Source organism: Nocardioides ultimimeridianus (genome assembly GCF_054777895.1).
In genome coordinates this window covers 491,767-509,441 of record NZ_BAAHAB010000004.1, presented here as the reverse complement: position 1 = coordinate 509,441, position 17,675 = coordinate 491,767, and the positions used below count along the sequence as shown (strand labels likewise).

Here is a 17,675-nt window from a genome sequence, read left to right as displayed (position 1 = left end):
GTGAGAGCGCTGAGATCGGCCGTCGTGACGGTCCTGCTCCTGACGTCGGTCGGCTGCGGCGCTCGTCCGACGACGGCGCCCGCGCCACCCTCCGCCGCCTCCTCTCCGTCCGCGGGTGTCCCGGCTCGACCGACCCGGGCCTCGGCGATCACCGTGTCTCAGGTACGCCGCCTCTGCGGGGGATCGGGCTTCCGCGCGGACCGGCACACGTCACGCGCCACCGTGTCAGGGCGTGACGCCGTGCGGATCGCCAAGGGCGGCCGCAGCCTCGGTCTGTGGGAGACGGCGGACGGTCCCGACAACCGCTGGCGGCGCACGTGGGTCGTCGTCCGGATCCGGTTCTACCGCGACATCACCGTGCTGAGCCTCGGCGGGCCGATCGGGTCCACGCCGCCTCCGCCGCGGCCGGGCTGGGCGCGCGAGGTGACGATGGTCGACGCCGTCACCGGGAGGATCCTCTCGGGCTGCTCCTTCTGAGCGGCGTCGCGAGGCGGTACGCCGGGCCACCCTTGGTAGCATGGGACCGCTGCTGATCCCACGCGGGAGAGTCGGGCCTCGTGCCTGCGCCGAAGGGGCAATTCCTCCCCGGAACCTCTCAGGCACCCGAACCGCGAGGACCAGGCAACTCTGGAGGAGCTCCGACAGAGGGGGAGGCTTCGATCCGTCGATCCCAGGAGCCACCGCATCGTGAGCGTGCCCTTCCTCAACCGTCACCTCGGCCCCGACGACCAGCAGGTCGCCACGATGCTGGAGCGCCTCGGCTACGAGTCGCTCGGCACCCTGATGGAGGCGGCGGTCCCGAAGGCCATCCGCACCGATGCGCCCCTGGACCTGCCGGCCGCGGTCACCGAGGAGGAGGCCGCCGCCGAGCTGCGCGCGCTGGCGGCCAGCAACGAGCCGGGCGAGGCGATGATCGGGCTCGGCTACCACGCGACCATCACCCCGGCGGTCATCCGCCGCAACGTGCTCGAGGACCCGAGCTGGTACACCGCGTACACGCCGTACCAGCCGGAGATCTCGCAGGGCCGCCTCGAGGCGCTGATCAACTTCCAGACCATGGTCGCGGACCTGACCGGCATGGCGCTCGCGGGCTCGTCGCTGCTCGACGAGGGCACCGCCGCCGCCGAGGCGCTCGGCCTGGTGCACCGCGTGCTGCGCAAGGCCGAGGGGCCGTTCGTGATCGACACCGACGCGCTGCCGCAGACCATCGACGTCGTCCGCACCCGCGCCGAGGGCCTCGGCATCGACGTCACCGTCGCCGACCTGACCGAGGGCCTGCCCAAGGGGCCGGTCAGCGGCGTGCTCGTGCAGTACCCGGGTGCCTCGGGCCGGATCCTCGACCCGCGCCCGCTGATCGAGGAGGCGCACGCCCGCGGCGGCCTGGCCGTCGTGGCGGCCGACCCCCTGGCGCTGACCCTGCTGGAGTCGCCGGGCGAGCTCGGCGCGGACGTGGTGGTCGGGTCGACGCAGCGGTTCGGCGTCCCGATGTTCTACGGCGGCCCGCACGCGGGCTTCATGGCCGTGCGCGAGGGGCTCGAGCGGCAGCTGCCCGGCCGCCTGGTCGGCGTCTCGATCGATGCCGAGGGCCGTCCGGCGTACCGCCTCGCCCTGCAGACCCGCGAGCAGCACATCCGCCGCGACAAGGCGACCTCGAACATCTGCACCGCGCAGGTCCTGCTCGCGGTGACGGCCAGCATGTACGCCGTCTACCACGGCCCCGACGGGCTGCGCTCGATCGCGGGCGACATCCACAAGCTCGCGGCGCGGGCCGCGGCGTCGCTCGAGAACGCCGGCTTCGAGCTGGTCGCCGACGAGTTCTTCGACACCATCCAGGTCAAGGTGCCCGGCCGCGCGGCCGAGATCGTGACGGCGGCCCGGGCCGAGGGCCTGCACCTGCGCCTGGTGGACGCCGACACCGTCGGTGTCTCCTTCGGCGAGACCGCGGGCGCCCCGACCCTGCGGGCGCTGCACGCCGCGTTCGGCGTCACTCCGGCCCAGGTCGAGCCGATGGCGGCGCTGCCCGCGGAGCTGGCCCGCACCACCGAGTTCATGACCCACGACGTCTTCCACAGCCACCGCAGCGAGACCCAGATGCTGCGCTACCTGCACAAGCTGTCCTCGCGCGACTACGCGCTGGACCGCGGCATGATCCCGCTGGGCTCGTGCACGATGAAGCTCAACGCGACGACCGAGATGGAGCCCATCTCGCTGCCCGGCTTCGCGAACCTGCACCCGTTCGTGCCGGCCGCCGACGCCACCGGCTACGAGCAGCTCATCGCCCAGCTCGAGGGCTGGCTGGCCGAGGCCACCGGCTACGACCGCGTCTCGATCCAGCCGAACGCGGGCGCCCAGGGCGAGTTCGCGGGCATGCTCGCGATCCGCGAGTACCACGTCGCCCAGGGCCAGGCACAGCGCGACATCTGTCTCATCCCGTCCTCCGCGCACGGCACCAACCCGGCCTCGGCCGTCATGGCCGGGCTCAAGGTCGTGGTGGTCAAGGCCGCCGACGACGGCACCGTCGACCTCACCGACCTGCGCGCCAAGTGTGCGCAGTACGCCGACACGCTGGCGGCCATCATGGTGACCTACCCCTCGACGCACGGCGTCTACGAGGAGACGATCACCGAGCTGTGCGACGTCGTCCACGAGCACGGCGGGCAGGTCTACATCGACGGCGCGAACTTCAACGCGCTGCTCGGCTACGCCAAGCCGGGCCAGTTCGGCGGCGACGTCTCGCACCTGAACCTGCACAAGACGTTCTGCATCCCGCACGGCGGTGGCGGCCCGGGCGTCGGTCCGGTGGCGGTGCGCGAGCACCTGGCGCCGTACCTGCCGACCCACGTCCTGCACCCGAACCCCGCGCGACGCGAGGGCACCGGCGCGATCAGCGCGGCGCCGTACGGCTCGGCGGGGATCCTGCCCATCTCGTGGGCCTACATCCGGATGATGGGCGGCGAGGGGCTGACGATGGCGACCTCGATCGCCGTCCTGTCGGCCAACTACATCGCCGCGCGGCTCGGCGAGCACTACCCGGTGCTGTACCGCGGCGAGTCCGGGCTGGTCGCGCACGAGTGCATCCTGGACCTGCGCGACATCACCAAGGAGACCGGCGTCAGCGTCGACGACGTCGCCAAGCGGCTCATCGACTACGGCTTCCACGCCCCGACGATGTCGTTCCCGGTCGCGGGCACGCTGATGGTCGAGCCGACGGAGTCCGAGGACCTGCTGGAGATCGACCGGTTCTGCGACGCGATGATCGCCATCAAGGGCGAGATCGACAAGGTGGCGGCAGGGGAGTGGACCGCCGACGACTCGCCGCTGCGGCACGCCCCGCACACCGGCCGCGCGCTGGTCGGCGAGTGGGACCGCTCCTACTCGCGCGAGGTCGGCGTCTTCCCGGCCGGCATGGCGGAGGCCGCCGACAAGTACTGGCCGCCGGTCGCCCGGATCGACCAGGCGTACGGCGACCGCAACCTGGTCTGCGCCTGCCCGCCGCTGGACGCGTACGCCGAGACCCAGGCGTGACCGAGCTCCTCGACGCGACCGCGGCCGCGGCCCTCCGGGTCGTCGCGGCCGCGCAGTCCGGGGGCCGGCTGCCCTCGGTGGCCGCGGGCGTGGTCCGCGACGGGGGGCTGGTGTGGTCGGCCGGGCGCGGCCGACTCGTCCGCCGGGGGAGCGACGCCCGTCCGGACGCGGACACCCAGTACAAGATCGGCTCGGTCACCAAGACGATGACCGCCGCGCTGATCATGCTCGCCCGCGAGCGCGGCCAGGTCGCGCTGTCCGACCCGGTGGGTCGGTTCCTCCCCGAGGGCCCGTACGCCGCCACGACGCTGCGCCAGCTGCTGAGCCACTCCGGCGGCCTGACCGCCGAGCCGCACGGCTCGTGGTGGGAGCGGACCGAGGGCGCCGACGTCGCCGCGCTCGTCGCGACGCACGCCGACGCGGGCCCCGTCCTCGAGCCCGGCGCGCAGCTGCACTACTCCAACCTCGGCTACGGCCTGCTCGGCGCCGTGGTGGAGAGGGTCTGGGGCCGGCCGTGGTGGGAGGTGCTGCAGGCCGAGATCCTGACGCCGCTGGGGATGCGCCGCACGTCGTACCAGTGGGTCGAGCCGGCGGCCGAGGGCTTCGCCGTGGACGCGCTCACGGGTGAGGCGCACGCCGAGCCGCTGCCCGACACCGGGGCGATGGCCCCGGCCGGCCAGCTGTGGAGCACGGTCGCCGACCTGGCGACCTGGCTGACGGCGCTCGTGGACGCGGATCGCTCGATCCTGTCGGCCGAGTCCCTGCGCGCGATGGCGACGCCGCAGTCCGGCGAGCCCGACGACAGCGACGGCGGCGCCTGGGGTCTGGGCGTCCAGATCGACTGGCAGGACGGCCGGAAGTTCATCGGCCACCCCGGATCGATGCCCGGCTTCTGCTGCCACGCGCTGATCGAGGTCGACTCGGGCATCGGCGCGGTCGTCCTCACCAACGGCGCCTACGGGTTGGGCGACGCCGCGGGCGAGCTGGTGGACCTGGTCCTGGCCGCCGAGCCGCCGGTGCCGGGGGAGTGGGAGCCGACGGCCGACGTACCGGACGTGGTGCGCGAGATCGTCGGGACCTGGCACTGGGGCCACGCGCCCACCGTGCTGACCTGGGACGGGGAGCAGCTGCACGCGGCGCCGCCGTCGGGGCCCGGCCGACGCATGTCGTTCGCGCCGCGGCCGGACGGCACCTGGCTGGGGACCTCCGGCTACCTCAGCGGCGAGACGTTGACGGTGTGCCGTCGCGCGGACGGCGGCGTCAGCCACCTCGCGTGCGCGACGTTCATCTGGACGCGCACTCCGTACGACCCGCAGGCGCCGATCCCCGGGGGCGTCGGCCGGGCCTGAGCGCGGGCGGTGCATGATGGCCCGGTGAACGAGAACACGTTCCAGTTCGCCTGGTTCCAGCAGTCCGATGACGGCCTCGAGCCGCTGCCGCTCGCCCAGAGCCTGTGGCGCTCGGACCAGATGCACGGCGTCGCCGTCAGCGGCCTGCTCGCACGGGCCCTGGAGGGTGCCGTCGCGGCGGCCGGCCGGACCGACCTGGTCCCGGCGCGCTACCACGTCGACCTGTTCCGTCCGGCGCGGATGGCGACGACCACCTCCTCGGCCTCCGTGGTCCGGGAAGGACCGCGGCTGCTCCTGCTGGACGCGACCGTCGAGCAGGAGGGCGAGGTCGTCGCGCGCGCCACGGCCACCTTCCTCGCCCCCTCGCAGGACGCGCCCGGCACGGTCTGGGCCGCCTCGGACCGCCCCGTCCCGCCCTCGCCCGCGCTGCTGCCGACGCCGGGCGAGCACCACGTGCCGTTGTTCGCGAGCGCGGCACCGTGGTCCGACGACTTCTCCGCGCACCAGAACGCGGGCCGTCACCAGACCTGGCAGACCGCCGTCCCCATCGTCCTCGGCGAGGAGTGCACGCCGTTCCAGGCCGTCGCATCGATCGCCGACGCGACCAGCATGGTGACGAACTGGGGCAGCGGCGGGGTCGAGCACATCAACACCGACATCAGCCTGGCGCTGTCACGCCTGCCCGACGGCGTACGGCTCGGGCTGCGGGCGACCGATCACGTCTCCCACCACGGGATCGCCGTCGGCACCGCGGAGGTGTACGACGGCACCGGCCCGATCGGCACCGCGACCGTCACGGCGCTGGCCAACACCCGGCGTACCGTCGACCTGCGGGGCGGGATCGAGGGCCACGGAACCGCGTAGGTCAGCTGATCGCGAACGAGCAGCTGACCCGTCCGGTGATCCGCTCGGGCGCGCCGGCCGGAGCGGGGCGGTCGTTGCGATGGAGCCTGTCGGCGTAGACCTGCGAGAACTGCAGCGTGTGCGTCGAGCCCGCGACGTTGAAGACGTAGTAGGCGCCGCTTTGGTTCGACCTCGCCAGGTCCGCGGTGCTGCCCGCGTAGAACGCGACGCTGGAGCCCGGGGTGCGACCGTCGACCCGCACCGTCGTCCTCTGCAGTGTCGGGAGGTAGAGGACCTCTCCCGGGGCGCCGAAGCGCGGCCAGGTGACGAAGGTGCCCTGGTCGAAGCGGGTGGTGATCGGCACGACCAGCCAGACCCGACCCGCCGCCGCCCATCCCAGCCCCGCGACGTAGGGCACGGCGACGATCGGCTGCGGCACCTCGAAGTGGATCGCGCCGGAGTCGGGGCCGGGGTCGAACTGTCCCGCCGAGAGGCTCACTCGGGCTCGGAGGCACTGGGCCGCGTCGGTCGCGGAGCGGAGCAGGGCCGCTGCGTCGTAGTAGGCCGACGCAGCGCCGTGGTCCGCGGTCCCCACATGCAGCAGGTCGAGGTGCTGGGTCGTCCCCTCGACGGTGACATCCAGGTCGAGGCTCTTCGGATCGGACGGCAGCGCGACGTACACAGCCTGATCGGGAACGGCGAGGTCCGTCGCGGTCGGAAGGTCGATGCGCCTGCCGTCGGCGACCAGGACGAGCGTCGTCGGCGTCGTGCCACTGACCGCGGCGACGGTTGTGGGCAGCGCCGAGCGGTCGATCCGGTCGAGGTCGAGGCCGACGAACCGGCCGCCGCCGGAGATGCCGTCCTCGGCATCATGCTGCAGACCGATCGAGGACGCGATCGCGTGCGGGGGCAAGGACGACAGGGGCTGGGTGACCTCCACGCTGTACGCCGCGTTCGGCACCTCGACCTGCACGCGCTCGGTCGTCGTGGTCCCGAGCTCGTCGACCTCGATCACGGTCCCGGCCGCGACGCCGGAGGCGATGTGGCGCCACACGACCAGGCCGACGACCACACAGACGACGATCACGGCGGCGCCGAGCGCCCAGAGCTTCTTCACGCCGACAGCCTGCCCCGACCGCGTCCGCCTAACCGTGCTCAGCCGGCGTCGCGGTCCTCGACGATCTCGGCATCCACGACGGTCTCGCCGAAGTCGAAGGTGAGCTCGTCTCGCTCGATGTCCGCGATCGCCTCGAAGTCGCCGGCCGTCAGGGACCGCGGCGCCTCCTCGAGCTCCATCGGCACCGGGATCGTCGAGATCGGGTCGGCGGCGTTGAGCTTGCGGGCCGCCGGCAGGACGGTGCGCTCCAGCGAGCCGGTGAAGGCGTTGTAGTCCTTGACGCTGCGCTGCAGCGAGCGGCCGAGCTTGTCCACGTGCTCGGCGAGCTTGAGGATGCGGCGGTAGAGGACCTGGCCGAGCTCGAAGAGCTGCTGGGCGTCCTCGGTGAGCGCCTCCTGCTTCCAGGTGAACGCCACCGTCTTGAGCAGGCCCCACAGGTTGGTCGGGGTGGCCAGCACGATGCCCTGCTTGAAGGCGTGCTCCATCAGCGACGGGTCGACCTCGAGCGCGGCGTTGAGGAGCTGCTCGTTGGGGATGAAGGCGACGGTGAACTCGGGGCTGATGTCCAGGCCGGTCCAGTAGCCCTTCTTCGCGAGCGCGTCGACGTGCCCGCGCACCTTGCGGGCGTGGTCCTCGAGCAGCCGCTGGCGGTCCTCCGGCGCGATGCCGTCGCGGTGGGCGTCCATGAAGGCGTTGTAGGGGACCTTCGCGTCGATCGCCATCTGCTTGCCGCCGGGCAGGTTGATCACCATGTCCGGCCGCCGGTCGCCGGAGTCGGCGACCACCGAGGTCTGCAGGTCGAAGTCGACCCGGTTGAGCAGGCCGGCGGTCTCCACCAGCGTGCGGAGCTGGGTCTCGCCCCAGGCGCCGCGGACCGCGTTGTTCTTGAGGACCGATGAGAGCGTGTCGGCGGCCTTGCGTGACTCCTCGACCGAGCGCTGGGTCTGCTGGATCTGGGTGGCGAGCTCGGTGTGCTGCCGGACCCGGGCGCGCTCGAGGTCGTCGACCTTGCCCTGCATCGAGCGCAGGTGCTCGACGATGGGGGTCAGGGTCTTGAGCACCTGGGTCTGGCCGGAGTCGGACTTCTCCCGCTCGGCCTGCGCGCGGCGACCCTCCTCGACCAGCTGCCGGTGCTGGGTCTGGGCGTGCGCGAGGGCCTCGCGCAGCTCGACCAGGGAGGCCTGGGCGCTGGCGAGCTCGGCCTGCAGCGCGGTGCGGTTGGTCGCCTCCTGCTCGCGCACCCGCGCGAGCGCCGCGTCGAGCTGCGCCAGCCCGAGCTGCTCGGCGGCGGCCGCCGACTGGCGCAGCGCGACCGCGTCGGCCTGTGCCTCGAGCAGCTCGGTGCGGGTGCGGGCGAGCTCCTCGCGCACGGGCGCGACGGCCGCCTCGGCACGCTGGCGCGCCACCAGCGCACCGATGACCGCACCGACCACGAGACCCGTCAGGAGCACCACGACAACCATGCGTTCATCCAAACAGGAACGGCCGACACAATCCCTCGCCCACGCCGGGGCCGCCCCTGTGGGAACCTTCCGGCATGCGTCCCTGGACCTCCGTCCCGCCCCAGCCCGGCCGCCGGTTCGTGATCACCGGGGCGAACTCCGGCATCGGCCTGTCGACCGCGCAGATCCTCGGCTCGCGCGGCGCCTCGGTCGTGCTCGCCTGTCGCAACGTCGAGAAGGCCGAGGCGGCGGCGCGGACCGTCCCCGGCCACGACAAGGGCCGGGTGGAGGTACGCCGGATCGACGTCTCCGACCTCGACTCGGTCCGTGCCTTCGCGGCGGATCTCGACGGCCCGGTCGACGTGCTGATCAACAACGCCGGCATCCTCGGCGTGCCCCACCGCGTGACCGCGGCCGGCGTCGAGGAGCACTTCGCCGCCAACCACCTCGGGCACTACCTGCTCACCCGGCTGCTGCTGCCGCGGATCACCGACCGGGTGGTGATCACCGGATCGCGCGAGCACCGCCGCGGCGTACTCGATCTCGACGATCTGGCGTGGGAGCGGCGGCCGTACCAGGTCTTCCCGGCGTACGCCGCCAGCAAGCTCGCCTGCCTGCTCTTCCTCGCCGAGCTCGACCGTCGGCTGCGGGCCGAGGGATCACCGGTGCGCGCGGTCGGTGCCCACCCGGGCGCGACCGCCAGCGCGATCACGGGCAGCACCGGCAACCCGCTCGTGACCGCGGTCGCCGAGTGGGGCCACAACCTGGTGGGGATGCCGACCTGGCGCGGCGCCCTCAACACCGTCTACGCGGCGACGATGGACGTCCCGGGCGGCAGCTACACCGGTCCGCACGGCCGTACCGAGCTCTACGGCTGGCCCGCCCCCGCGAAGCGCTCCAGGAGTGCCGAGGACGCGCAGCTTGCGCGCGCCCTCTGGGACCGCTCCGCAGAGCTGGTCGGGCTGCCTCAGTAGGACACCCGCTCGTTGTTGTGGAAGTCCATCACGCTGCGGTGCGTGATCGTGGCGTCGGGGATCGCCACGGTGCAGCTGCCGGCCAGGTCGCAGCGGCCGACCATGCGCTGGTGCACGGCAGGGTTCACGGCGTCGAAGCGGTAGTCGAACAGGACGCTGTCGCCGGCGTCCCACCACACGTCACCCACCACGCACGGCCACGCTTGCGAGCGATCGAGGGTCCCGTCGTTGAACGTGAGGCTCTGGACGACGGTGCCGTCGCTCATCCGGGCGATCACGATGCCGTCCCCGCACTCGTCCTGGTCCGCGATGGGGCGGCCCAGCACCCCGGCGACGTACCGACCGTCGGGGGAGACCGCCTCCGGGGTCCAGTCGACGCCGGAGGACCAGGTCGGGGTGCCCGGGGAGCTGAGCCGTCGGGAGTCGACACCGACCGGGTTGGCGGTCGTGAAGGTGAACAGCCGGTCGTACGCCGGAAGCGCGACGGCGCCGTCCTCGTCGACGACCGTGTGGTCCTTGCCCGTGGCCATGCTCCAGCGGTGGATCACGCCGTCGCCCCAGCCGATCCACACGTCGTCCTCGGTGGAGCCCAGGTAGGTCAGCTTCGCCCACTTGTCGGCGCGCTTGCGGACGAGTCGCCCGTCCAGGTCGAGGACCTGCAGGTGGTCGTCCACCGCCGGCCAGATGCCACCCTGGACCGAGACGATGCGCTGGTTGTCGGAGCTGAGGAACCACTGTGTGGAGTGGTTGCGGTCAGTCGTCCGCTTCGCCACAAGGGTGCGGGCGTGGCGGGTCACCCGGTACAGCTCGCTGGTCAGCGTGGTCGACGTCCACGTGATCCGCGAGACGTACCAGCCGCGCGAGGTGCGCCCGACGAGCTGGAGCCTGCCCAGCCACGCCTTGGGCATCGCGAGGGGCGGCTGGTCACCGCCAGGATGGATGGTCCGCCCGCGCAGGTAGGAGGTCACCGGCGGCGTACCGGCGGGGAAGGTGGCTGGGTCGACGTAGGTGCTGGAGGGGTAGAGCGTCGCCGACGCGGGCGGCGCCGCGACCGCCGACGTGCCGACGACGGTCGCGGTGACCAGCGTCGCGAGGACGCCCCTCCAGCGGCTCATGCCCGAGTCCCTCCGGTAGCAGTTGCCGACAACCTACGCCGGAGGTCGCCCGGCGTCAGCCGACCTTGACCGTCTTGAACGTGATCGGCGTGTTCGGGTAGCCGCCACCGACCGAGGCGAAGGCGCCGTCGTTGCCCGACTTCGTCGCCTTCTTCAACAGCGCGAGCGATGCCGCGTCCAGGTGGCCCCACACGGTGTACGCCGGCGGGAACTGGGAGTCGCCGAAGCAGATGAAGAACTGGCCGCCGCCGGAGTTCGGCTGGCCGGTGTTGGCCATCGCGAGCGTGCCGGCCGGGTAGGTCTCCTGGCCGGTCAGCTCGTCGGGGATGGTGTAGCCCGGACCGTGGGTGCCGTCGGTCTGCGGGTTCGGGTGCTTCGGGTCGAACAACGGGTCCCCGCACTGCAGGAACTCGAAGCCGGGGTCGTTGCCCTCGCGGTGGCAGGAGCTGCCGTCGTAGTAGCCCTGCTTGACCAGGGAGGCGAAGGACTCGACGGTGCAGGGAGCGCTGTCGGCATCCAGCGTCGCCTTCATCGTGCCGAAGGACATGGTGAAGGTCGCGGTGACCTTGCCGGTGTACTCCGGCGTGCTCGGCGGGGGAGTGACGGCCTTGGCCGGCTGCGATCCGTCGGCGACGTACTGGCACGTCCCGCCGCTCGCGGTCGCCGTCGTCGTGCCGGCGGAGGTCGCCGCCGACGTCGTGGTGCCCGCGGAGTCGGACGCCGTGGTGTCGCTCCCGCACGCGGCGGTGGCGAGCAGTGGCAGCAGGACGGCAGGGACGGCGAGCGCGCGCTTCAGCATGGCCGGAATGGTACGGCGCTCAGCCGATCCGACGTGCGGCGGAGGTCCTCACGACGGTCAGGTAGCCGCTGTGCGATCCCGTGACACGCACCGTGATCCGCGTGCCACGGTCGGCCCGCACCAGCGCGTACGTCGCCCGGGTGGCGCCGGTGATCACCCGGCCGTTGCGCAGCCACTGGTAGCGCAGGGTCGCGCCCGGTGACCACGTCCCCGGCTTGGCGGTCAGCGTCCGCCCGACCCGGGCGGTCCCGACGATCGTCGGGGTGGGCGCCGTCGCGAACACGCCCTTGACGGCCGCCGTCGGCGCTGAGCCGAGCGTGGTGGTGGCGTAGCCGTCCCTCGTGCCGGTCACCTGCGCGGTGATCTGCTTGCCGGTGTCGGCGGCGACCAGCCGGTAGGTGGCCCCGGTCGCGCCGGGGATCGGGACACCGGCACGGAGCCACTGGTAGGTGAAGGAGGGCGTCGGCGACCAGGTGCCCGTGACGGCGCTCAGCGTCCTGCCGACGATCGCGGTGCCCGAGATGGTCGGCGCGGCCGCGGTGAGCTGGCCGGTCGTGACCGCCGCGGTCGGCGCCGAGGCCTTCGTCGTCGTGACGTAGCCGGAGAGGGCACCGGTCACGGCGACGGTGACGGCCTTCCCCAGGTCGGCCGAGCCCGGCGCGTAGGTGGCCGCCGTGGCACCCGGGACCGGCGTGCCGTCGACGGACCACTGGTAGCTGAAGCTCGGGGTCGGGGACCAGGCCCCGGGGTTCGCGGTGAGCGTCGAGCCGACCTTCGGCGTCCCGCTGATCGTCGGGGTGGCCGAGGTCAGGACGCCGCGCACGGCCGCGGTCGCCGCCGACGTCCTGCTGACCGGCGGGTAGCCGCCGGCCAGGGTGCCGGTGACGGTCACGGTGATCGTCTTCCCCCGGTCCGCCGCGACCGGCTGGTAGGTCGAGGTCGTCGCGCCGGCGATCGGCGTACCGGCCGCGGACCACTGGTAGGCGAGGCTCACGCCGCTCGGGCCCCAGCTGCCGGCGTCGGCCGTCAGGGTCGATCCGACGATCGCGCTGCCGGACACGGTCGGCGTCGTGCCGGTGACGCCGCCGCCGACGACGACCTGGGCGGAGGCGTAGAGCTGGTCGGTGCAGCACTCGCCGGCGGTGTTCGGCCAGCGGTACGCCGTCATGTCGAGCTCGATGGTGGCGCCGGCCATCGCCGGGGTGATCTGGAGGCTGCTGGAGTCGACGTCCGTCCCGACGCCGACCTTCTTGCCGTCGACGTACCAGGCCAGCGCCGCCGAGGTGTCGGAGGGGACGAAGGCTCCGGTGACCGCGGTCAGGGTGTTCCCTGGCATCGCGGTGCCCGAGATGGCGAGCGTTCCGGACATCGTCGGGGTGGTGCCGCCGACCCGGCCGATGCCGAATCCGGTGACGGCCGTGCGGTAGCCGGCCTTGGTGCCGGTGACCTCGACCGCGATCATGTCGCCCGTGTCGGCCGCGGTCGGCGTGTACGTCGTGCCGGTGGCGCCGGCGATCGGAGTCCGGTTGCCGGCGTTGTCGTAGGAGACCCACTGGTAGGCGAGGGCGACTCCGGACGGTCCCCACACGCCCGGACGCACGGTGAGCGTCTTGCCCACGGCCGCGGTGCCGTCGATCCAGGGGTGCCCGACCGTCAGCGACAGCCCATCGGGAGCCATGGTCACGACCGTGTTGTCGACGGGGTTGTCGACGCAGACGTCGGCGTACCGCTGGGTCCGGGTGTTGAACACGTAGTCGTCGTCGTAGAAGCAGTACCGGTAGGGCCGCGCGGTGTCGACGGGGAGGCTCATCCAGCCGTCGGCGTCGGTGAGGAGCGGGCCCGCCTGAACGCCGTGGTCCCAGGTGCCGGTCGCGTCCTGGGTGAAGACGTTCCAGCGGACGTTGTCGAGGGGCGCGCCTCCCGGAGCGGTCGCGCGCATGTGGATGGTCACGGTGGCGGCGTGGGCCGGCGAGGACAGGAACGGGAGCGCTGCGGCTCCCAGGACAGCGGCCAGTACAGCGCGCACGACGAGCTTCGACATCGGTTCCCTCGAGTAGCGGACGGGCCGCCCTGGAACGGGCGGCCTCGGCGGTGCAGTCATACCCGGCGCCCTCGTGACCAAACAGGTCATAGGTTGGGTGCATGGACCTGGGCATCCACTACGCCAACTTCACCCACCCCGACTGGCAGGCCACGCTGGCCGATCGCCTCACCGAGACCGCGACCATCGCCGACCAGGGCGGGGTCGCGCTGTTCACGGTCATGGACCACTACTTCCAGATGATCCCGTTCGGCGGGCCGTTCGAGCCGATGCTGGAGTGCTACACGACGCTGGGCTACCTGGCGGCGGCCACGAGCGACATCGACCTCGGCGTGCTGGTCACCGGGACGACGTACCGCCATCCCGGGCTGCTCGCCAAGATCGTCACCACCCTCGATGTGCTGTCCCGCGGGCGGGCGTGGTTGGGGATCGGCGCGGCCTGGTACGACCGGGAGCACGAGGGGCTCGGCGTCCCGTTCCCGTCGACGGCGGAGCGGTTCGAGCGGCTCGAGGAGACACTGCAGATCGCACGGCAGATGTGGAGCGAGGACGACGGTCCGTACGCCGGCGAGCACTACCGCCTGGCCGAGACGATCTGCCTGCCGCAGCCCGTGCGCGGCACCGTGCCGATCATGATCGGCGGCTCGGGGGAGCGCAAGACGCTCCGCCTCGTGGCCCAGTACGCCGACGCGTGCAACCTGTTCGCCAGCGACGACCCCGCCACCGTGGAGCACAAGCTGGACGTGCTGCGCGGCCACTGCGACGCGGTCGGCCGTGACTACGACACCATCCGCAAGACGCTCCTGGTGCACGAGGACCCGGCGGCCGACCCGCACGCGTTCCTGGCCGCGATGCGGCCCTACGCCGCGCTCGGCATCGACCTGGTGACCATGATGCCGCCCACCGACGACCCCGTGGCGTGGACGACCGCCGTCGTCGACAAGGTCGTGACCCCGCTGAAGGAGCTCGGATGACCACCCTGGAAGGCCGCGACGCGACGGCGCTGCTCGTCATCGACGTCCAGAAGGAGGTCATGGCCACGTCGATCAACGCCGAGCCGGTGATCGCCACCATCGCCCAGCTCGTCGAGCGCGCGCGGACCGGCGGCGTACCGGTGGTGTGGGTGCAGCACTCCGACGACGGCCTGCCGCGCGGCAGCGAGGGATGGGAGTACGTCCCGGAGCTCGTCGCCGCCCCGGGCGAGCCCTGGATCCACAAGTCCTACGGCGACTCCTTCGAGGCGACCGACCTGGAGGACGTCCTGGCCGAGCGCGGGGTCGGTCACCTGGTCGTCGCCGGCGCGCAGACCGACTTCTGCATCCGCTCCACGATCCATGGCGCCTTCACCCGCGGCTACGACGTGACCCTGGTGACCGACGCGCACACCACCGAGGACCTGCGCCAGTACGGGGACTTCCCGCCGCCGGAGCAGATGATCCGCTACCTCAACGAGCTGTGGGAGGGCCAGTCCGCCCCGGGACGGACCGCGGCGATCGCCACCGCGACCGAGGTGTCGTTCTGACCAGGTCCTTCCGTTGGACCGACTACTGGTGGGCAGCGACCTTCACGGCCTTCGGGCACTGGCTCGTGGCGATGGTGACGGTGGTGAGGCTCGGCCCGCGGTGGGAGTCGTCGCCGTACCTCAGCTCGAGCACGCGGCATGCCGGCGAGTGTGTGTTCGTCATGGTGCTGGGCGTCGGAGTGCTGTTGGTGTACCGAGCCTTCCGGCTGCGCGCCCCGGTGATCGTCGACTTCAGTCACTACCCGGCCACGGTGTCGGTCCCGGTGCCTCGGCTGAGGCGGCTGTACCGCTCCGTCGTCGTGGCGTCCACCGACGTGGTGGGGGTCGACCTCGTGCGGAGCCGCGCGAGCTGGCACGGCGGGCCGAGGTGGCGCCTGGCCGTGACCACGACGTCGACGCGCCTGCTGAGCGACGCGATCACCTCGCCGGCCTCGCGGAGACATCCCTACCCGCTCGGGCCCGCTGTGGCGCAGCTCGACGCGCTGCGTGAGGCGCTCCGGCTCGGACCGTCGCCGGTTATGTGAAAACTTTCACAAGCGCGGGTGTCGCGGACTCCCACCGCGTAGTTTCGGTGTCGTGATCACGAGCCTCACCGCCGATCCTGCAGGCCTCCTCCCGGCACGGGAGCAGATGGCGATGTCGCTGGGCTGGCACATCATCCTGGCGGCGTTCGGCGTCGCGTTCCCGGCGATGATCTTCGCGATGCACCTGCGCGGCGTACGCCGGGGCGACGAGGTCGCGCTCGGCCTGGCCAAGCGGTGGGGGAAGGTCGCGGCCGTGCTGTTCGCGATCGGCGCGGTGTCCGGCACGGTGCTCAGCTTCGAGATGGGCCTGCTGTGGCCCGGCCTGATGGGCAAGTACGGCGACGTCCTCGGCCTGCCGTTCGCGTTCGAGGGGCTCGCCTTCTTCCTGGAGGCGATCTTCCTCGGCATCTACCTCTACGGCTGGGGCCGGATCCCGCCGCGTCAGCACGTGTGGATGGTCCTGCCGATGGCAGCGATGGGCATCGTCGGTGCCTACTGCGTGCTCGCCGTCAACGCCTGGATGAACGTGCCGGTCGGGTTCCGACTGACGCCGGACGGCACCGTCACCGACGTCCATCCGTGGACGGTCCTGTTCAACAGCCACGCCTTCCTGCAGTTCGCGCACATGTGGCTGGCGGCGTATATGCTGACCGGCTTCACCGTCGCGGGGGTGTACGCCGTCGGCATGCTCCGCGGCCGGCGCGACGAGCACCACCGGCTCGGCTTCCTGGTGCCCTTCGTGTTCGCCTCGGTCGCGGCGCTGCTCCAGCCTTTCATGGGCCACATCCTCGGCATGGGGCTCGCCGACCGGCAGCCGTCCAAGCTCGCGGCGATGGAGTTGGCGACCCACGCCGAGAGCCCCTCGCCGCTGCGGCTCGGCGGGGTACTGATCCACGGCCACGTCTACGGCGCCATCGACATCCCCGGCATCGGCTCGCTGATCGCCATGAACTCGCCGACCAAGCCGGTGCCCGGTCTGGACTCGATCCCGGTCGCCGACCAGCCGCCGGTAAACATGACGCACTGGGCGTTCCAGACGATGGTCGGCATCGGCACGCTCCTGGCGCTGGTCGTGGTGCTGTTCTGGATCCAGCGGCGGCGGGGGAGGGACCTGACCGAGAGGCGCTGGTTCCTGCGCTTTGCCGCGATCGCCGGGCCGCTCGCGATCACCGCCCTCGAGGCCGGCTGGGTCGCCACCGAGGTCGGCCGGCAGCCGTGGATCGTCTACGGGATCCTGCGCACCACCGACGCCGTCGGTGACTACACCGGCAAGCTCTGGCTGCTCTTCGGTGCCAGCTTCCTGCTCTACACCGCCATGACGATCGGCGCCTACGTCGTGCTCCGCTCGATGGCGCGACGCTGGCGGGCGGGCGAGACCGAGCTGCCGAGTCCGTACGCCCCGGCGACCACGGGGGAGGCGCGATGAGCCTGGAGGTGGTGGTCGCGGCCGCCCTGTTCGTCGGCGTCATCGCGTACGCCGTGCTCGGCGGCGCCGACTTCGGCTCCGGGTTCTTCGACCTGATCGCCGGCGGCAGCCGCCGGGGAGCCGAGCTGCGCACCCTCGTCGACCACAGCATCGGCCCGGTGTGGGAGGCCAACCACGTGTGGCTGATCTACGTGCTCGTGGTGTGGTGGACCGGGTTCCCCAGCTCGTTCGCGCCCGCGATGAGCACGCTGGTGCTGCCGCTGCTGCTCGCCCTGCTCGGCATCGTGCTGCGCGGCGCCGCCTTCGCGTTCCGCAAGTACGCCGCCACGCTCAACCAGGCGCGGCTGTTCGGCGTCGTCTTCGCGACCTCGTCGGTCATCACGCCGTTCTTCCTCGGCACCGTCGCGGGCGGCATCGCGTCCGGGCGGGTGCCGGCCACCGGCCACGGCGACCTGTGGTCCTCGTGGCTGAACCCCACCTCGCTCTTCGGTGGCGTCATCGCGGTCGGCACGTGCGCGTTCCTCGCCGGGGCGTTCCTCACCGCGGACGCCGAGCGCAACCACCACGCCGCCCTCGCCGGGCGACTGCGCATCCAGACCCTCGGGGTCGGCATCGTCACCGGTGCGGTGGTCTTCGCCGCGCTCGTGCCGATCGAGCACGACGCCCCGCGGCTCAGTGACGGGCTCGAGGGCCGAGCGGCCCCGCTCGTCGTACTCTCAGCGCTCGCGGGCCTGGCGACGCTGGTGCTGCTGTGGCGCCGGCGCTACCGGGTCGCGCGCCTGACGGCCGTCACCGCGGTCGCCGCGGTGGTGTCGGGATGGGGGATGGGGCAGTACCCCTGGCTGCTGGTGGATCAGCTGACCATCCAGCAGGCCGCGGGGGCGCGGGCGACGCTGGAGGGCCTGGTCGTCGCCGTCGTGCTCGCCGCACTCCTGGTGGGGCCGGCGCTGTTCTACCTGTTCCGGCTGACCCAGTCCGAGGAGTGGAGCGAGCACTGA

Annotated in this window: 16 protein-coding genes and 1 riboswitch; of the genes, 10 read left to right on the top strand and 6 right to left on the bottom strand. The window is 72.3% G+C overall.

The features are described 5' to 3' along the window. Positions 1-222: 222 nt before the first annotated feature. The 4 genes from ACYU8V_RS04875 (at position 223) to ACYU8V_RS04860 (ending at position 5,738) form a co-directional block, all read left to right on the top strand. Positions 223-477 carry a hypothetical protein gene (locus ACYU8V_RS04875; RefSeq protein ID WP_460845585.1) on the top strand — a complete coding sequence of 85 codons (255 nt, stop codon included), beginning with the start codon at positions 223-225 and terminating at the stop codon, positions 475-477. Positions 478-530: 53 nt separating this feature from the next. Continuing rightward, a riboswitch (glycine riboswitch) is annotated at positions 531-621 on the top strand. 123 nt (positions 622-744) lie between these two features. After that, complete coding sequence (gene gcvP, locus ACYU8V_RS04870) at positions 745-3,525, top strand: aminomethyl-transferring glycine dehydrogenase (protein WP_460845676.1); 2,781 nt, start codon at positions 745-747, stop codon at positions 3,523-3,525. Further along, positions 3,522-4,874 (top strand): serine hydrolase domain-containing protein, encoded by a 1,353-nt coding sequence (locus ACYU8V_RS04865; protein ID WP_460845582.1) that lies wholly within the window; start codon positions 3,522-3,524, stop codon positions 4,872-4,874. The genes gcvP and ACYU8V_RS04865 overlap by 4 nt, the downstream gene beginning before the upstream one ends. A 24-nt stretch (positions 4,875-4,898) precedes the next feature. Then, complete coding sequence (locus tag ACYU8V_RS04860) at positions 4,899-5,738, top strand: acyl-CoA thioesterase domain-containing protein (protein WP_460845580.1); 840 nt, start codon at positions 4,899-4,901, stop codon at positions 5,736-5,738. A 1-nt stretch (position 5,739) separates the two neighbouring features. Here the strand turns inward: ACYU8V_RS04860 and ACYU8V_RS04855 are convergent, their stop codons facing one another. Together ACYU8V_RS04855 and ACYU8V_RS04850 are read right to left on the bottom strand one after the other, a co-directional pair. Continuing rightward, positions 5,740-6,834, bottom strand: coding sequence for a hypothetical protein (locus ACYU8V_RS04855; RefSeq protein WP_460845578.1), 1,095 nt, complete (start codon positions 6,832-6,834; stop codon positions 5,740-5,742). A gap of 38 nt (positions 6,835-6,872) precedes the next feature. Then, positions 6,873-8,297 carry a DNA recombination protein RmuC gene (locus ACYU8V_RS04850; protein ID WP_460845577.1) on the bottom strand — a complete coding sequence of 475 codons (1,425 nt, stop codon included), beginning with the start codon at positions 8,295-8,297 and terminating at the stop codon, positions 6,873-6,875. 74 nt (positions 8,298-8,371) lie between these two features. Here ACYU8V_RS04850 and ACYU8V_RS04845 point away from each other — a divergent pair, with 74 nt between their 5' ends. Further along, on the top strand, positions 8,372-9,250 hold the full coding sequence (locus ACYU8V_RS04845; protein ID WP_460845576.1) for an SDR family NAD(P)-dependent oxidoreductase: 879 nt from the start codon (positions 8,372-8,374) through the stop codon (positions 9,248-9,250). On the opposite strand, the gene ACYU8V_RS04840 is transcribed toward ACYU8V_RS04845, so the two are convergent. Genes ACYU8V_RS04840 through ACYU8V_RS04830 form a run of 3 tightly spaced genes read right to left on the bottom strand, consistent with a single transcriptional unit; the run spans position 9,244 to position 13,205 of the window. Then, a complete protein-coding gene (locus ACYU8V_RS04840; protein ID WP_460845574.1) occupies positions 9,244-10,365 on the bottom strand; it encodes a hypothetical protein in 1,122 nt (373 codons plus the stop codon). The two genes, ACYU8V_RS04845 and ACYU8V_RS04840, sit on opposite strands and share 7 nt — an antisense overlap. A gap of 55 nt (positions 10,366-10,420) precedes the next feature. After that, positions 10,421-11,164 carry a peptidylprolyl isomerase gene (locus ACYU8V_RS04835; RefSeq protein ID WP_460845573.1) on the bottom strand — a complete coding sequence of 248 codons (744 nt, stop codon included), beginning with the start codon at positions 11,162-11,164 and terminating at the stop codon, positions 10,421-10,423. Between the two features lie 19 nt (positions 11,165-11,183). After that, positions 11,184-13,205, bottom strand: a complete 2,022-nt coding sequence (locus ACYU8V_RS04830; protein ID WP_460845572.1) for a hypothetical protein — start codon at positions 13,203-13,205, stop codon at positions 11,184-11,186. Between the two features lie 101 nt (positions 13,206-13,306). Between ACYU8V_RS04830 and ACYU8V_RS04825 the strand changes: the two genes are divergently transcribed. Together ACYU8V_RS04825 and ACYU8V_RS04820 are read left to right on the top strand one after the other, a co-directional pair. Beyond that, entirely contained in the window at positions 13,307-14,179 is an 873-nt protein-coding gene (locus ACYU8V_RS04825; RefSeq protein ID WP_460845571.1) for an LLM class F420-dependent oxidoreductase, read from the top strand. Next, positions 14,176-14,727, top strand: coding sequence for a cysteine hydrolase family protein (locus tag ACYU8V_RS04820; protein WP_460845570.1), 552 nt, complete (start codon positions 14,176-14,178; stop codon positions 14,725-14,727). The genes ACYU8V_RS04825 and ACYU8V_RS04820 overlap by 4 nt, the downstream gene beginning before the upstream one ends. Positions 14,728-14,749: 22 nt before the next feature. Here the strand turns inward: ACYU8V_RS04820 and ACYU8V_RS04815 are convergent, their stop codons facing one another. Then, entirely contained in the window at positions 14,750-14,890 is a 141-nt protein-coding gene (locus ACYU8V_RS04815) for a hypothetical protein (protein ID WP_460845568.1), read from the bottom strand. On the opposite strand from ACYU8V_RS04815, the gene ACYU8V_RS04810 reads away from it, so the two are divergent. The 3 genes from ACYU8V_RS04810 to ACYU8V_RS04800 are packed head-to-tail and all read left to right on the top strand — an operon-like array spanning position 14,889 to position 17,675. Continuing rightward, a complete protein-coding gene (locus tag ACYU8V_RS04810) occupies positions 14,889-15,251 on the top strand; it encodes a hypothetical protein (protein ID WP_460845567.1) in 363 nt (120 codons plus the stop codon). The two genes, ACYU8V_RS04815 and ACYU8V_RS04810, sit on opposite strands and share 2 nt — an antisense overlap. Positions 15,252-15,303: 52 nt before the next feature. Further along, complete coding sequence (locus ACYU8V_RS04805; protein ID WP_460845566.1) at positions 15,304-16,677, top strand: cytochrome ubiquinol oxidase subunit I; 1,374 nt, start codon at positions 15,304-15,306, stop codon at positions 16,675-16,677. After that, positions 16,674-17,675 carry a cytochrome d ubiquinol oxidase subunit II gene (locus ACYU8V_RS04800; RefSeq protein WP_460845565.1) on the top strand — a complete coding sequence of 334 codons (1,002 nt, stop codon included), beginning with the start codon at positions 16,674-16,676 and terminating at the stop codon, positions 17,673-17,675. Before ACYU8V_RS04805 ends, ACYU8V_RS04800 begins: the two co-directional genes overlap by 4 nt.

Excerpts from the sequence above, each read along its gene's own strand:
- ACYU8V_RS04815 (WP_460845568.1), bottom strand. The coding sequence starts at position 14,890 with ATGACGAACACACACTCGCCGGCATGCCGCGTGCTCGAGCTGAGGTAC.
- ACYU8V_RS04825 (WP_460845571.1), top strand. The coding sequence starts at position 13,307 with ATGGACCTGGGCATCCACTACGCCAACTTCACCCACCCCGACTGGCAG.
- ACYU8V_RS04800 (WP_460845565.1), top strand. The coding sequence starts at position 16,674 with ATGAGCCTGGAGGTGGTGGTCGCGGCCGCCCTGTTCGTCGGCGTCATC.
- ACYU8V_RS04820 (WP_460845570.1), top strand. The coding sequence starts at position 14,176 with ATGACCACCCTGGAAGGCCGCGACGCGACGGCGCTGCTCGTCATCGAC.
- ACYU8V_RS04850 (WP_460845577.1), bottom strand. The coding sequence starts at position 8,297 with ATGGTTGTCGTGGTGCTCCTGACGGGTCTCGTGGTCGGTGCGGTCATC.
- ACYU8V_RS04835 (WP_460845573.1), bottom strand. The coding sequence starts at position 11,164 with ATGCTGAAGCGCGCGCTCGCCGTCCCTGCCGTCCTGCTGCCACTGCTC.
- ACYU8V_RS04830 (WP_460845572.1), bottom strand. The coding sequence starts at position 13,205 with ATGTCGAAGCTCGTCGTGCGCGCTGTACTGGCCGCTGTCCTGGGAGCC.
- ACYU8V_RS04810 (WP_460845567.1), top strand. The coding sequence starts at position 14,889 with ATGGTGCTGGGCGTCGGAGTGCTGTTGGTGTACCGAGCCTTCCGGCTG.
- ACYU8V_RS04840 (WP_460845574.1), bottom strand. The coding sequence starts at position 10,365 with ATGAGCCGCTGGAGGGGCGTCCTCGCGACGCTGGTCACCGCGACCGTC.
- gcvP (WP_460845676.1), top strand. The coding sequence starts at position 745 with ATGCTGGAGCGCCTCGGCTACGAGTCGCTCGGCACCCTGATGGAGGCG.
- ACYU8V_RS04845 (WP_460845576.1), top strand. The coding sequence starts at position 8,372 with ATGCGTCCCTGGACCTCCGTCCCGCCCCAGCCCGGCCGCCGGTTCGTG.